The 13,784-nt window shown below is 34.1% G+C and carries 15 protein-coding genes; 14 read left to right on the forward strand and 1 reads right to left on the reverse strand.

What is annotated here, in order from left to right; genetic code table 11:
* Positions 1 to 28 precede the first annotated feature (28 nt).
* The 11 genes from NSQ69_RS09705 to NSQ69_RS09755 all read left to right on the forward strand — a co-directional run bounded on the left by NSQ69_RS09705 (position 29) and on the right by NSQ69_RS09755 (position 11,350).
* Positions 29 to 952, forward strand: a complete 924-nt coding sequence (locus NSQ69_RS09705; protein ID WP_041868035.1) for a CobW family GTP-binding protein — start codon at positions 29 to 31, stop codon at positions 950 to 952.
* 130 nt (positions 953 to 1,082) lie between these two features.
* Positions 1,083 to 1,688: a TetR/AcrR family transcriptional regulator gene (locus NSQ69_RS09710; protein ID WP_001290796.1), complete on the forward strand. Its 606-nt coding sequence runs from the start codon at positions 1,083 to 1,085 to the stop codon at positions 1,686 to 1,688.
* A 15-nt stretch (positions 1,689 to 1,703) separates the two neighbouring features.
* Positions 1,704 to 3,194, forward strand: coding sequence for an o-succinylbenzoate--CoA ligase (locus NSQ69_RS09715; RefSeq protein WP_001161506.1), 1,491 nt, complete (start codon positions 1,704 to 1,706; stop codon positions 3,192 to 3,194).
* Between the two features lie 4 nt (positions 3,195 to 3,198).
* On the forward strand, positions 3,199 to 3,615 hold the full coding sequence (locus tag NSQ69_RS09720; RefSeq protein ID WP_002012316.1) for a MaoC family dehydratase: 417 nt from the start codon (positions 3,199 to 3,201) through the stop codon (positions 3,613 to 3,615).
* The gene (locus NSQ69_RS09725) at positions 3,615 to 4,610 is read left to right on the forward strand and encodes a 3-oxoacyl-ACP synthase (RefSeq protein ID WP_001219349.1); all 996 of its coding nucleotides are present in this window, start codon (positions 3,615 to 3,617) and stop codon (positions 4,608 to 4,610) included. Before NSQ69_RS09720 ends, NSQ69_RS09725 begins: the two co-directional genes overlap by 1 nt.
* Positions 4,611 to 4,672: 62 nt before the next feature.
* Positions 4,673 to 6,469 (forward strand): 6-bladed beta-propeller, encoded by a 1,797-nt coding sequence (locus tag NSQ69_RS09730; protein WP_002126883.1) that lies wholly within the window; start codon positions 4,673 to 4,675, stop codon positions 6,467 to 6,469.
* A gap of 234 nt (positions 6,470 to 6,703) precedes the next feature.
* Positions 6,704 to 7,921 carry a substrate-binding domain-containing protein gene (locus NSQ69_RS09735; protein WP_000061988.1) on the forward strand — a complete coding sequence of 406 codons (1,218 nt, stop codon included), beginning with the start codon at positions 6,704 to 6,706 and terminating at the stop codon, positions 7,919 to 7,921.
* A gap of 91 nt (positions 7,922 to 8,012) precedes the next feature.
* The gene (locus NSQ69_RS09740; protein WP_000149306.1) at positions 8,013 to 8,786 is read left to right on the forward strand and encodes an ABC transporter ATP-binding protein; all 774 of its coding nucleotides are present in this window, start codon (positions 8,013 to 8,015) and stop codon (positions 8,784 to 8,786) included.
* Positions 8,764 to 9,465, forward strand: a complete 702-nt coding sequence (locus NSQ69_RS09745; protein WP_001196706.1) for a branched-chain amino acid ABC transporter ATP-binding protein — start codon at positions 8,764 to 8,766, stop codon at positions 9,463 to 9,465. Before NSQ69_RS09740 ends, NSQ69_RS09745 begins: the two co-directional genes overlap by 23 nt.
* Positions 9,466 to 9,486: 21 nt before the next feature.
* Positions 9,487 to 10,347 carry a branched-chain amino acid ABC transporter permease gene (locus tag NSQ69_RS09750; RefSeq protein WP_000382784.1) on the forward strand — a complete coding sequence of 287 codons (861 nt, stop codon included), beginning with the start codon at positions 9,487 to 9,489 and terminating at the stop codon, positions 10,345 to 10,347.
* Between the two features lie 49 nt (positions 10,348 to 10,396).
* Positions 10,397 to 11,350 (forward strand): branched-chain amino acid ABC transporter permease, encoded by a 954-nt coding sequence (locus NSQ69_RS09755; protein ID WP_002126891.1) that lies wholly within the window; start codon positions 10,397 to 10,399, stop codon positions 11,348 to 11,350.
* A gap of 164 nt (positions 11,351 to 11,514) precedes the next feature.
* On the opposite strand, the gene NSQ69_RS09760 is transcribed toward NSQ69_RS09755, so the two are convergent.
* Positions 11,515 to 12,303: a LysR family transcriptional regulator gene (locus tag NSQ69_RS09760; RefSeq protein WP_002031321.1), complete on the reverse strand. Its 789-nt coding sequence runs from the start codon at positions 12,301 to 12,303 to the stop codon at positions 11,515 to 11,517.
* A 120-nt stretch (positions 12,304 to 12,423) separates the two neighbouring features.
* Between NSQ69_RS09760 and NSQ69_RS09765 the strand changes: the two genes are divergently transcribed.
* The 3 genes from NSQ69_RS09765 to NSQ69_RS09775 are packed head-to-tail and all read left to right on the forward strand — an operon-like array spanning position 12,424 to position 13,745.
* Positions 12,424 to 12,990 carry a DUF4865 family protein gene (locus NSQ69_RS09765; protein ID WP_002126895.1) on the forward strand — a complete coding sequence of 189 codons (567 nt, stop codon included), beginning with the start codon at positions 12,424 to 12,426 and terminating at the stop codon, positions 12,988 to 12,990.
* Positions 12,991 to 13,014: 24 nt separating this feature from the next.
* A complete protein-coding gene (locus NSQ69_RS09770) occupies positions 13,015 to 13,425 on the forward strand; it encodes a tautomerase family protein (protein WP_002126897.1) in 411 nt (136 codons plus the stop codon).
* The gene (locus tag NSQ69_RS09775) at positions 13,422 to 13,745 is read left to right on the forward strand and encodes a carboxymuconolactone decarboxylase family protein (protein WP_033708126.1); all 324 of its coding nucleotides are present in this window, start codon (positions 13,422 to 13,424) and stop codon (positions 13,743 to 13,745) included. Before NSQ69_RS09770 ends, NSQ69_RS09775 begins: the two co-directional genes overlap by 4 nt.
* Positions 13,746 to 13,784 lie beyond the last annotated feature (39 nt).

The raw sequence follows: 13,784 nt of genomic DNA on the forward strand, positions 1-13,784 counted from the left end.
TGAAGTAGAGAAATGGATGGTCGGTCGAATGAGTAAAGTAGAAATTCATATATTAGGTGGTTTTTTAGGTAGCGGAAAATCAACATTGCTGCAAAATTTATTATTAGCAGAAAAGAAGAAAAATCGAAAAGTTGCAGTTTTGATGAATGAAATCGGTGAATACTCGGTAGATACAGATATTATTGGAAAAGAGAATGTGTTAAGGGAACTGCTGAAAGGATGTATTTGTTGTACGTTAAAAGAAGAGCTTGAAATTCAATTACATTCTTTATATCAACAAGAAAGACCAGATGTAATTTATATAGAAACAACAGGTGTCGCACATCCAATTGAAGTGTTAGATGCATGTGTATCACCAATTTTAGCTCCTTTCCTTGAAGTGAAATCTATAGTAGTCGTATTAGATGCAGTAAGATGGTTAAACCGAAGTATATTAAGTGCAAATGTACAACAGCTATTACATGAGCAAATGAAATATGGAAGTCATATTCTTATTAATAAATCAGATTTATTAACAGATTCGGATAAGAACAAAGTACTTGAAGACGTAAAGGCAATAAATAATCATGCGAAATTGTTTGAAACAAAGTATTGTAATATATCTTTAAAAGATATAGAAGAAGCTGAATTTGTGAGAGATGGAGAACATGAGACACTACATGTCAAACAGCATTTACATATACAAACGATGACGTATCAATTTACGAAATCGATTGATCAAGATAAATTATATGAATGGCTTTCGAATTTACCAGATAGTATTTATCGCGTAAAAGGATTTGTGAAATTCCATGGAGATAAATACCCTCACTTATTCCAATATTCATTTGGCGTACCAACCTTACTGGAACAAGACTTCGGTTTCCCGACAAATTTGGTAGTAATAGGGGAAGGATTAGATAAGAAGCAATTGGTTGAGGGGTTAGAGAAAGTAGAACTTAATTCTAATTAAGATTAAAGGACTAACTTCAAAATAAGTTAGTCCTTTTTTGTATGTAGAAAAACGCTTGCGGATTTTGTCTAATGAAAATAATTGAAAAATTCAGAAACATATTTATAATCAAATCTAAGAGGTGATTCAGGTGTCAGAAAAAATAATAATGGATGTAAAAAACCTAACAACAAAAGGGTTAGAAACGAGAGAGAAATTATTGTGTGCTGCAGAAGAGGTATTTGGTAATAAAGGATATTACGAAGCTTCTATCGTGAATATTACACAAGAAGCAACGGTAGCGCACGGAACTTTCTATAATTACTTTCCATCTAAAAAAGATATATTTGATGAATTGATTCGCAGATTGAACCGTGAGTTACGCTTAATTATTAAAGAAGAAATGAAGGGGATATCAAGTTATGAAGAGGCACAAAGAAGAGGTTTTCAGGCCTTTTTTCGATGGGTGAAAGATCGTCCTAATCTATATAACATTGTACAACAGGCGGTAGTTGTTGATGATAATTTATATAGATGGTATTATGCAAAGCTCGCAAATGGATTTTTAAAAAGTTTATCGGCTGGCATGGAAGCGGGAGAATTTAAACAACTTGATAAAGAAACAATTGCGTATTGTCTTATGTCAATTGGTCAATTTTTAGGAATGCGATGGGGCTATTGGGAAGAGAAAGATGTTCCGGAAGATGTATTTGAAGCAGCGATGTCATTAATATTTGAAGGATTGAGAAAGAGATAAGGGAGTGGGGAAAATATGCAAGGCATTGCTTATTGGATTGAAAAACGGGCCTATTTACATCCAGATCGCATTGCCATTATTACAGAAGAGGAGGAAATGACATATAAACAGTTACATGAGTATGTAAGTAAAGTAGCAGCATATTTAATTTACGACTTAAATGTGCAAAAAGGAGAGAGGATAGCTATTTTATCACAAAATAGCTTGGAATATATTGTACTTTTATTTGCTATAGCAAAGGTAGAATGTATTGCTGTTCCACTGAATATACGGTTAACAGAAAATGAACTTATATTTCAGTTAAAAGATAGTGGAGCTACAGTTTTATTTGTAGAGGAAACATTTCAAAATATGGCACTGTCAATGCAGAATGTAACATATGTACAAAGAGTTATTTCGATTAAAAGTTTAAAAGAAATAGAAGATAGAAAAATTGACAACTTTGAAGAGATAAATGAAAGCGCATCCTTTATTATATGTTATACCTCGGGGACAACAGGACAACCGAAAGGAGCTGTACTTACACAAGAGAATATGTTTTGGAATGCGCTTAATAATACATTTGCGATTGACCTAACTGTTCATGACCGCTCCATTGTGTTATTGCCTTTATTTCATATTGGTGGGATTGGTTTATTCGCATTTCCAACTTTATTTGCAGGTGGAATAATCATTGTTCCGAGAAAATTTGAGCCAACCATAGCTCTTTCTATGATAGAAAAATATAAAGTGACTGTTGTAATGGGAGTACCTACAATTCACCAAGCATTAATTAATTGCGCAAAGTTTGAAACTACAAATTTACAATCAGTTCGCTGGTTTTATAACGGTGGTGCACCATGTCCAGAAGAGTTGATGAGAGAATTTATAGATAGAGGATTTTTATTTGGTCAAGGCTTTGGTATGACTGAAACATCACCAACCGTATTTATGCTTTCAGAAGAAGATGCAAGACGTAAAGTAGGCTCAATTGGAAAACCTGTTCTGTTTTGTGATTATGTACTTATTGATGAAAACAAAAATAAAGTTGAGATTGGTGAAGTTGGAGAGTTACTAATAAGAGGACCAAATGTAATGAAAGGGTATTGGAATCGGCCAGATGCAACAGAAGAAACGATTCAAGATGGTTGGTTATATACGGGAGATTTAGCTAAAGTTGATGAAGATGGTTTTGTATACATTGTCGGTAGAAAAAAAGAAATGATAATTTCCGGTGGTGAAAATATTTATCCCCTTGAAGTAGAGCAAGTTATTAATAAACTATCAGAAGTATGTGAGGTAGCAGTAATTGGTACACAACATGTAAAGTGGGGAGAGATTCCAATCGCCTTTATTGTGAAAAAGAGTTGCAGTGTATTAACTGAAAAGGAAGTCATTGATCATTGTCGTTTATTTCTAGCCAAATATAAAGTTCCAAAAGAAATTGTGTTTCTAGAGGAATTGCCTAAAAATGCAACTGGTAAAATTCAAAAAGCACAGTTAGCAAATCAACTGAAAAGTAGGTGAAGGGATGATTATGTATAGTTCCGGTCAACAGGCATCATGTAGTAAAACAATAACAGAAACGGATTTTGTATTATTTGCGGGTTTGAGCGGGGATTTTAATCCAATTCATATTGATCATGAGTATGCAAAACAAACTAGATTTAATCAAAGAATCGCACATGGTTTATTAACTTCTAGTTTATTATCACAATTGTTAGGCGTTCATTTACCAGGAAAGGGTTCCGTTTATATGGAACAAACTATTAAATTTACAGCGCCAGTTTTTATAGGAGATACGATTACAGCTACGGCAACAGTACAAGAATTTATGATAGAAAAGAGAGTTTTGAAATTGTTAACTGAGTGTCATAACCAAAAAGGAGATTTAGTGTTAACAGGTGTAGCGACTATGATGGTGCCAAAAGAAGGAGGAATTGTCTAATGAGAATTGGGATTGAAGCAACTGGTGTTTTCTTCCCAAAAGACGTAGAGACGGCCGCAGATTTATCTAAAAAAACAGGTATTCCTGAGAATATTATTATAGAAAAGTTTGGGTTATATGAAAAACATGTCGCAGACGAAACGATGCATGCATCAGATTTAGCTATTGCTGCTGCAAAGCCAATATTATTACAAGTAGATCCTCAATCTATTGATGTAGTCATTTATTTTGGCAGTCCACATAAAGATTACCACGTATGGTCTAGTGCCCCAAAAATTCAGCATGAACTTGGATTGAAAAATGCTTATGCTTTTGAAATTATGAATGTTAGTTCTTGCTTTCCAATCGCTCTCAAAGTCGCAAAGGATATGCTCTACTCTGATAAATCAATTGAAAATATATTATTAGTAGGTGGATGTAAAGAATCTCAAATTGTAGATTATGATAATCCACGCTCACGTTTTATGTTTAATTTTGCTGATGGCGGAAGTGCAGCTTTAGTAAAAAAGGGAGCTAGCAACGGTGAAATATTAGGCAGTGCGATTATAACGGATGGTTCATTTCATGACGATGTTCGTATTCCAGCTGGTGGATCGAAGCAGGTTGCGAGCTATGATACAGTTGAGAATCGACAACATTATATTGATGTAATAGATCCTATTAGTATGAAAGAACGTTTAGATCCAATTTCAACCCCTAATTTTGATAAGGTTATTCGGGAGGCGTTAAGAAAAAGTGGATTTACTCCTAAAGATATTAAAGTATTGTTACCACTGCATACAAAACGCTCTATGCTAATAGAATTGTTACAGGGGCTGGGCTTAGTAGAAGAGCAAGTTGTATATTTAGATCATTATGGGCATATGTCAGCACTTGACCCATGTATAGGTCTTCATTTTGCAAATGAGCAAGGGAAATTACAGCCTGGAGATATTGCAGTAGTGGTTAGTGCAGGTACTGGGTATACTTGGGCAGCTACTGTGATTAGATGGTAGTAAGCATGGATTTTATCAAAAAAATTATATGTTGTTTTTTCATAGTTATTGTGAGTCTAGGGATGTTTGCTTCTGTAGGAAGTGCCTCTGCTGTAAAATATGTGAAATCATGGGGGAGTGAGCTAGATACTTCTAAGTTATTAAGGACACCAGTGGCGATGGCAAGGGATGCAAAAGGATTTTTGTATGTTGTTGATATGGGGAATAATAGGATTTTGAAAATAGATAAGAATGGAGAAGTTGTTGATGCTATAGGAACTTTAGGTGAAGGTCCGGGACAGTTTAATATGCCATTTGGTATTGCTGTTGATAAAGAAGGTAATATTTTAGTTGCGGATACAGCGAATTATCGTATTCAAAAATTTAATGAGGAGTTTCAATTTATTAAAAGTTGGGGCACAAAAGGTAAAGGAAGTGAGCAGTTCTCGTTTCCTAGGGAAATTGCAGTAGATAGCGATAACAATTACTATATTACGGATGAATACAATCATCGTATTCAAAAATATAGCCCGGATGGGCAGTATATTCAAACAATAGGGAGTTATGGAAAGGCGAATGGAGAAATGGCTTTACCACAAGGAATTGCGATAAATAAACAAGACGAGGTCTATATTGCAGACACATATAACAATCGTATTCAAGTGTTTGATAAAAAAGGGGAGTTTCAGCGAGTAATCGGAACAGGAATTGCAGGTTTAGGCCCATATCAATTCTACCATCCAAGAGGAATAAATTTTGACTCAACATCTGGATCGCTATATGTAGCAGATACATATAACAATCGGATAATGAAATTTACAAATAAAGATCAATTTTTATATACAGTAGGTAACTTTTTTCAGTTTGTTTATCCTAATCAAGTTTTTCCGGATGGTAAAGGGAATATCTATATAACGGATACGGGAAATAATCGTGTACTTTTATATAATGAGGTAGGCCTAACAGCGGTAATGAAGAAAACCATAGGTAATGAAAGGAATGGAAATACACAATATGCAGGACCTTATGATGTCGAAAGAGACACGAATGGAAATGTTTTTGTATCTGATTCTTTTAATCATCGAATTTTGAAATATGATATATCTGGGAAGATTGTTGCTAAGTGGGGAAGTTTATTTGGTACTGGTGGGCCACTTGGGTTCGGAAGTCTTCCAGGACAGTTTTTTGTTCCAAGACAGATTGCAACGGATCGTTACAATAATGTGTATGTATCTGATTCTGTAAATCATCGTATCCAAAAATTCACCAATTCAGGGATAGCGCTTGCTTCATATGGTTCATTTGGAGTATTACCAGGTTTTTTTCAATTTCCATCTGGAATAGCTATTGATAGCAAAGGAAACATATTTATAGCTGATTCAGAAAATCATCGTATTCAAAAATTTAATCCATTCTTTGTATATATGAAAGAATGGGGGAGAAAAGGAAGTGGAGAGGGAGAGTTTTTTCAACCTATGCAATTAGCAATTGATTCAAAAGATAATGTTTATGTTGTGGATCGGATTAATAATAGGGTTCAAAAATTTGATAATGAGGGTAATTTTCTTACAAAATGGGGTACAAATCATGGAGCTGGAAACTTAGATCCACTAGAAAATTGGAGAGAGGGTTCAGGAGATCTTTTTTTGCCAATAGGAATTGAAATCGATATAAATAATACGGTATATGTCACAGATACTTCTAATAATCGTGTGAATATTTACAATGAAAATGGGAATTTTTTAGAGTCTTTTGGAAGTTTTAATGGTATGTCAGGGCAGTTTTTCTCACCACAAGGAATAGATGTGGATAGTCAAGGGAATATCATTATTACAGATGGTTTACTCCAAAGAATTCAATTTTTTAAGAAAGCTAATTAATATTGGAGACTCAAAATGCTTGTTAGAAAGGATAGAAGTTTAATAGTTTGGGAATGCGGTATAGGTAGGAATAAAATATTTATATGAAATTGTAAAGGTGTTTAATGGAAATCGGAGAAGATACATGTATACTAACAATCTCGTTTATATTATTCAAAGGAAAAGTCATAATTACGGATGGGTAACTTTGGCGTGTTTGACTCTATCAGAAAGTAAAGTATGGGGAGGATCACAATGTCGATGAAAAAACGTAAATGGCTAAAAATGGTGGCTGCTGGTTGTGTTTTAGGTTCGTTATTAATAACGGCAGCTTGTTCAGGAAAGAAAACAAGTACAGAGGATGAAAAGACGATTAAGGTAGGGGTTCTTGCTTCATTAACAGGTCCATTAGAATCATATGGAAAACAAACAGTGAACGGATTTGAATTAGGGTTAGACTATGCAACTGGTGGAACTGGGAAAGTGGAAGGGAAGAAGATTAAGTTTGTTGTAGAAGATACGGAAACGAAAGCTGATGTAGCGGTTAAAAAAGCTACGAAGTTATTAGAAGAAGAGAAAGTCGATTTTTTAGTCGGATCGTCTAGTTCAAGTGATACATTAGCGGTTTTACCACTTGCAGAGGAATATGAAAAAATAATGGTTGTAGAACCAGCAGTAGCTGATAGTATTACCGGGAAGAACTGGAATAAATATATTTTTAGAACAGGTAGAAATTCATCTCAAGATGCAGTCGCTGGTGCTGCGGCAATTGCTAAAAAAGATGTGAAAATAGCAACGTTAGCACAAGATAATGCTTACGGCCGTGAGGGAATTGCGGCATTTAAAGCTGGAGCGAAGAAATTAGGTGCGAATATTGTAAACGAGCAATATGCTGATACAAATTCGACTGACTTCACTGCAAATATTCAAAATATTATTAGCTCAAAACCAGATTATTTATTTATCGTTTGGGCAGGTGCGAATTCACCTTGGAAACAGTTAAAAGATATGAATGTGGAAGCGCAGGGTATTAAAATTTCTACCGGTGCACCAGATATACCGGCATTAAAAACGATGGATGCGTTAGTAGGAATGCAAGGTTTTTCTGTTTATTATCACACACTTCCGAAAAATAAGGTGAATGATTGGTTAGTTGAAGAACATAAAAAACGATTTAATGGTGCGGTGCCAGATTTATTTACAGCAGGAGGAATGTCAGCGGCAATTTCAATTGTAGAAGCTTTAAAGAAAACAAAAGGTGATACAGATGTAGATACATTGATTAAGAAAATGGAAGGAATGGAATTTGATACACCGAAAGGAAAGATGAAATTTAGAGAGAAGGATCATCAAGCGATGCAGACACTTTATTCTATCACATTGAAAAAGCAAGATGGTGTTGATTATCCGGTGCCAGTATTAGAGCGAGAATTAACGATGAAAGAGACAGAACCCCAAGTTCAAAATAAATAGACTGAATTTTCTGTTGTTTTCGTATAAAGAGGGAGTACACCCTCTTTATACGTATTTCTTTCATACTTAAAGCTTTAAAGGGAGGGATTTCGTGACACATTTGCTAGAAACGAAAAATCTTTGCGTATCTTTTGGCGAGCATCATGTTATTAAGGATGTGAATTTAACAGTACAAAAAGGAAAGCTCATTTCAATTATTGGACCAAATGGTGCAGGAAAGACAACGCTATTCAATTTACTAAGTGGACAAATTTCTCCAACAAAGGGTGAAGTATATTTTAAAGGACAAGAGATTACAAATTTATCAATTTCGGATCGTACTCGATTAGGAATTGGTCGTTCTTTTCAACTTACAAATATATTCCCAGAGTTAACGGTACTTGAAAATGTTCGTTTAAGTGTTCAATCATTTGTGCAAGATTACTATAGTTTTTTTCCGAGTTCGGCAAAATTTAAGCAACAAGTTGGAGAGGCGAGACGTTTCTTAAAAACAGTATTACTTCACGAGAAAGAACATGTATTAGCGAAAGATCTAGCGCATGGGGAAAAACGAAAGTTAGAGCTTGCGATGTTATTAGCTTTAAAAACGGATGTGTTACTACTTGATGAGCCGACGGCAGGTATATCAGTTGAGGAGGTACCGGCTATTTTACAAGTGATTGAAAATATTAAGAAACATCCAGAGAGTACAATTGTACTTATTGAACACAAAATGGATATGGTACTAGGTTTGTCAGACCATCTTATCGTTTTATTCCATGGAGAGTTATTGGCTGAAGGTTTGCCCGAAGAAATGATGAAAGATGAGCGTGTACAAAGTGCTTATTTAGGGGGATTATATAGTGGCACTATTACAAGTGAATAATATAGAGACGTATTTAGATCAGTTTCATATTTTACAAGGGGTATCTCTTACTGTTGAGAAAGGAACGATTACTGTACTGTTTGGAAGAAATGGGGCAGGGAAGACTACGACATTACGTTCGGTTATGGGATTTCACCATATCGCACATGGTGAAATTTATTATGATAGTACACAAGTAAATGGATTATCTACACATTTAATTTCAAGGAAAGGAATAGGGTATGTACCAGAAAATCAAGGTATTTTTCACGACCTGACAGTAGAAGAAACATTCGCTCTTGCTAGGGGGAAGGGAGAAGAAGCGGAAGAAAAAATAGACTGGATGCTTGAATTATTTCCAGATTTAAAGCAATTTTGGCACAAAAAAAGCGGACTCTTAAGCGGAGGGCAAAAGCAAATGCTAGCAATTTCAAGAGCATTTATTAATAGTGATGGTTTATTACTTATTGATGAGCCGAGTAAAGGCTTGTCGCCCATTATGATAGAAAAATTAATGATAGCCATTTTGAAAATGAAAGAGAAAACAACAGTTTTACTCGTTGAACAAAACTTTATGATGGCTAGTCAAATTGGTGATTACTTTTATATTATGGATAACGGAAGAATTGTTCATAACGGTTTTATGCATGAATTAAAAGAGGATAAGGAAATGTGTCACAAATATTTAGGAATCTCTTAACATGAATCCGGGGTGAGAAGGATGGATGTGTTAATCAATTTATTTGTAAATGGGATTTCAACAGGGATGCTCATTTTTTTATTAGCGTCAGGTCTTTCACTTATTTTTGGTTTAATGAGCGTTCTAAACTTCGCACATGGTGGGTTATTTGCATGGGGAGCTTTTACAGGTGTATGGATATTTAATACAACTGGAAGCTATTTACTCGCTTTAATTGGAGCAATTGCTATGGGGATGTTTCTTGGATTCATTTTAGAAAGATTCCTTATTAGACCGGTATATGGAAATCATGTTCGCCAGCTTCTTGTGACGCTTGGAGGAATGCTTGTACTTAGTGAATGTATTAAAGTATTTTGGGGGCCAAATCCAATTGGTGCTAAATTACCGTTATGGTTACAAGGTAGTTATACATTTGAAGGCGTTATATTAATTAAATATCGTCTATTCGTTATTTTAATTGGGATCATCATTTACATTGCCTTATTATTATTGCTCAAAAAAACAAAGATAGGTCTTATGATTCGCGCAGGTGTAATGGATAAAGAGATGGTTCAAGCGCTCGGTATTAATGTAAAAGCGATATTTTCTTTCGTCTTTTTATTAGGAGCAGGGATGGCGGCTTTGGGAGGCTTCTTATTAGCACCGTATTCAGGTGTTATTTTCGCCGAGATGGGTATGCAGTATGCGATTTTAGCTTTTATAGTAGTGATAATTGGAGGATTAGGAAGCGTACAAGGTTCAGCAATCGCTTCTTTAATTGTTGGATTAGCTGGTGCTTTTACAGCATATTTTATACCGGATTTATCACTTGCAATTAATATGTTAATGTTACTATTTTTCTTAATAGTGAAGCCAACGGGACTTGTTGGTGAAAAGGGGTGAAATGGTGAACAGCACATCGAATCGAATTAAAGTATACTTCGGAGTATTTATGCTCATTTGTTTAAGTGTATTTCCATTCGTAAATGATTCACGGAGCTTGTTAATTTTGTTCACTCAAATCTTCATCTTTGCTATTTTCGCTATGAGTTTTGATGTTCTCCTTGGATATACAGGTATTGTTTCATTCGGTCATTGTATGTTCTTTGGTATAGGGGCGTATGGGGTAGCACTTTTATTTGATCGACAAGGGGTGTCTATCACAAACTTTTTTATAGGAATAGCAGCCGCAATTATTGTATCAGCCATCGTTAGTTATATAATCGGTTTGCTTTCTTTACGGCTGAAAAGTCATTTTTATGCAATGTTAACGCTCGCTATTTCCCAGCTGTTTTTTGTACTTGCTGAAAAATGGCGTTCACTGACTCATGGAGGAGATGGATTTACATTTCGTGTACCAGATATATTCCGTGATCGTTTTACATTTTATTATATAACATTTATATGTCTAATCAGTATTTTCATTTTGTTACGTCTTTTCACAAAATCTTCAATTGGGAAAGTGTTAAAGGCGATTTCACAAAATGAACAACGAGTTGAAGCACTTGGCTATAAAGTTCTTCATTATAAAATTATTGCTAGTGTTGTTGCAGGAGTAGTTGCAGCGATTAGCGGTGGTTTATTTGTCATCACATTACGCTTTGTTAATACAACTGTATTTTCAATTGAAATGACGTTAAATGCATTATTGATGACAATGATTGGGGGAGTTGGAACGTTAATCGGAGCTATTGCTGGAGCGGGGATTATTGAATCACTGAAATATTATTTATCAGAACTAGCTACAGAGTATCCGATTTTTGAAAGGTGGACGATTATTCTAGGTTTATTATACATTATCGTGTTATTAGTTTTTCCAAAAGGATTAGTTGGAACGGTTAAGAAGTTGAAGAATTTTAAAAGAAGTAAGAAGGAGAAGAGTACAGGGGTGGAACAGAACGTGTAAAATAAGTCTTCAAGATGAAAAGGGATGTCCTAGTAGTTAAACATATTAACTAGGTAACATCCCTTTTTATTTTATTAAGCCGTACGATAGTATATGAAGTTATATTAGCGATTCGAAAAGGGATATTTATTTACCCGTAAAATACGACAAGTGTAGCCTTTTTATTAATTAAATAGTTCACCTGGAATCACTTTATCTAAGTCTCGAGTTGTAAAGAAGTTAATAGGTAGTTTTTCAACCGCGACATTTTCAACTGGAACTAATTTATCATTTCTAATCGGTAAAAAAGCTATCCCATTTCCCTCAACAATAAACTCTTCAATAAGCGAATAAGAATCTAACTGTTGAAGTTGATGCTGAGATAGATTGTTTTCTTTTAGAAATTGTATTGTCATATTTCTAAAAGGGCACTTTTTATCGTTACTAACAAAGAAAAGTTCTTTTGAAAAGTCAATGTTACACTGTTCTTTCGCTTTTAATAAGCCTACAGAAATTGAAGTGGTGAATACTTTTTTAAACGCTGCGTCGGGATAATCCTCATAAGTTATGACCATATCAACTTTTTGTTGCTGTAGTAGTTTTTGTAAATGGCTACTACTTTCTATATATATTTGATAATTCCTGAAATTTTCTTTAATACGCATACTTAAATAATTAGTCAAAATAGATTGTGACGTCGCTATTACATAAGAAGAAGCACTTGTTTTAATTTCATCTTTGGCTTCTTCTAAAAGAGCTAATATTTTATTCGTGTAGTCTAATAAAATGTCACCAGAAGGTAACAGGGAGACACCTTTGTTATCTCTATGTAGTAAAGGTGTTTCTAATTCTTGTTCTAATTTTTTGATTCGCTCAGTTACATTTGGTTGTACATAGCCTAGTTCTTTAGCGGCTTTACTAATAGATCCTTCGTTAGCTACAGTTTTAAATATGATAAGATCATTTATTTCCATTCATTTCAGCCCCTTATACGGTATCATTATAAATGATATCAAACATAATTTATACCTATTTTACGTCAGCCGATCATCGGTTTATCATTATATATATAAGATCGAAAGTGAGTGATAAACATGATTGGTATGCAATATAAGGTCATTTTACCAAAGGATTATGACATGGAGATTATTAAAAAAAGGGTAAAGGATAATGGGTTTAAAACTGATGGTTTTCAAGAACTAAATTTTAAGGCTTATTTAATTACTGAGACAGGTAAGGGTGGGAATTTCTATAACTGTTATGCACCTTTATATATGTGGAATGGTCATGAAGGGATGAACAAATTTATATTCGAAGGGTATTACGATAATATTTTGCAATCGTTTGGGTGGCAACAAATAAATATAGGTGTTCCATTAGTTGTTAATTTAAGTAATGATTTTAGAAAAAGTAGATATGCTGTTGAATATGCAGGGAGTATTTCTCAAAGTAAATCGCTGATTGGGACGCAATTAAATAAAGTAAATGAAAATGTGCAAAACATAGAAAAATGTTTAGGAAATGTAATAGTTTATAATCCGGATAAGTGGGGATATAGTCAATTCAGTTTTTATAAGGAAAAGCCTGAAATAGATGTAATGGGCGATGTTACTATTTATGAGATTTTACATATTTCACGAGGATATGTTGTTGAATGCTAAATTAAGAAAAAGGAATGAAAATCTATGCCTTTTGTGAACGTTTATTATCATGAAGATATATTAAATAAAGAAGAGTTGAAAAAGATAGGTGAATGTATCCATCTTGCATTAATTGAACATTTTAACATCCCTGAAAATGATTATTTTCAAATATTTTTACCTTATCAACAAAATCAATTTTTGTATAATCCATATTATTTGTTGGAAAGAGGAGAAATGAGAACTGAGAATATGATTCATGTTTCTATTACATGTGGACCTGGAAGAACAGTGCAACAGAAAAAAGGTTTGTATCAATCTATATCCTTTGAAATTTCAGCATGTTCTAATGTGAAAGTTACTGACATTTTTATTACATTACATGAGACAGCTGCTGAAAACTGGTCATTTGGTCAAGGGATGGCACAATTGGTAAAAATGAAGGGAGCAAAATGATGAATGAACCAATTGAATTTTATATTCCAAAGAAAATGAGAGAAATAGCACCTGTATTTTCTCATTATAGTGAAGAGATATTATTTGAGGAAGTGTGGCGGGATGCCACTTTAACATTAAGAGAAAGAAGCTTATGTACATTGTCGGCACTAATCAGTCTTGGTAATACAGAACAATTATCATTTCATCTGAAGCTAGCTAAACAAAATGGGATAATGGAGAATGAATTAATTGCATTAATAACACATATGGCTTTTTATGTTGGTTGGCCAAAAGCTGTGGCAGCTTTAAATATAGCAATGAATGAAATGGAAAGTTAAGAATAATGATTTTGGGAGGTATTTTTAACATATTTCTAC

It is taken from the genome of Bacillus sp. FSL R10-2201 (assembly GCF_038008665.1).
Taxonomy (GTDB): domain Bacteria; phylum Bacillota; class Bacilli; order Bacillales; family Bacillaceae_G; genus Bacillus_A; species Bacillus_A mycoides.

Bases quoted from the DNA above. Each gene is read 5' to 3' on its own strand.
- NSQ69_RS09760 (WP_002031321.1), bottom strand. From the start codon at position 12,303: ATGGAAATAAATGATCTTATCATATTTAAAACTGTAGCTAACGAAGGA.
- NSQ69_RS09770 (WP_002126897.1), top strand. From the start codon at position 13,015: ATGCCTTTTGTGAACGTTTATTATCATGAAGATATATTAAATAAAGAA.
- NSQ69_RS09715 (WP_001161506.1), top strand. From the start codon at position 1,704: ATGCAAGGCATTGCTTATTGGATTGAAAAACGGGCCTATTTACATCCA.
- NSQ69_RS09720 (WP_002012316.1), top strand. From the start codon at position 3,199: ATGATTATGTATAGTTCCGGTCAACAGGCATCATGTAGTAAAACAATA.
- NSQ69_RS09750 (WP_000382784.1), top strand. From the start codon at position 9,487: ATGGATGTGTTAATCAATTTATTTGTAAATGGGATTTCAACAGGGATG.
- NSQ69_RS09725 (WP_001219349.1), top strand. From the start codon at position 3,615: ATGAGAATTGGGATTGAAGCAACTGGTGTTTTCTTCCCAAAAGACGTA.
- NSQ69_RS09755 (WP_002126891.1), top strand. From the start codon at position 10,397: ATGCTCATTTGTTTAAGTGTATTTCCATTCGTAAATGATTCACGGAGC.
- NSQ69_RS09775 (WP_033708126.1), top strand. From the start codon at position 13,422: ATGATGAATGAACCAATTGAATTTTATATTCCAAAGAAAATGAGAGAA.
- NSQ69_RS09730 (WP_002126883.1), top strand. From the start codon at position 4,673: ATGTTTGCTTCTGTAGGAAGTGCCTCTGCTGTAAAATATGTGAAATCA.
- NSQ69_RS09705 (WP_041868035.1), top strand. From the start codon at position 29: ATGAGTAAAGTAGAAATTCATATATTAGGTGGTTTTTTAGGTAGCGGA.
- NSQ69_RS09735 (WP_000061988.1), top strand. From the start codon at position 6,704: ATGTCGATGAAAAAACGTAAATGGCTAAAAATGGTGGCTGCTGGTTGT.
- NSQ69_RS09765 (WP_002126895.1), top strand. From the start codon at position 12,424: ATGATTGGTATGCAATATAAGGTCATTTTACCAAAGGATTATGACATG.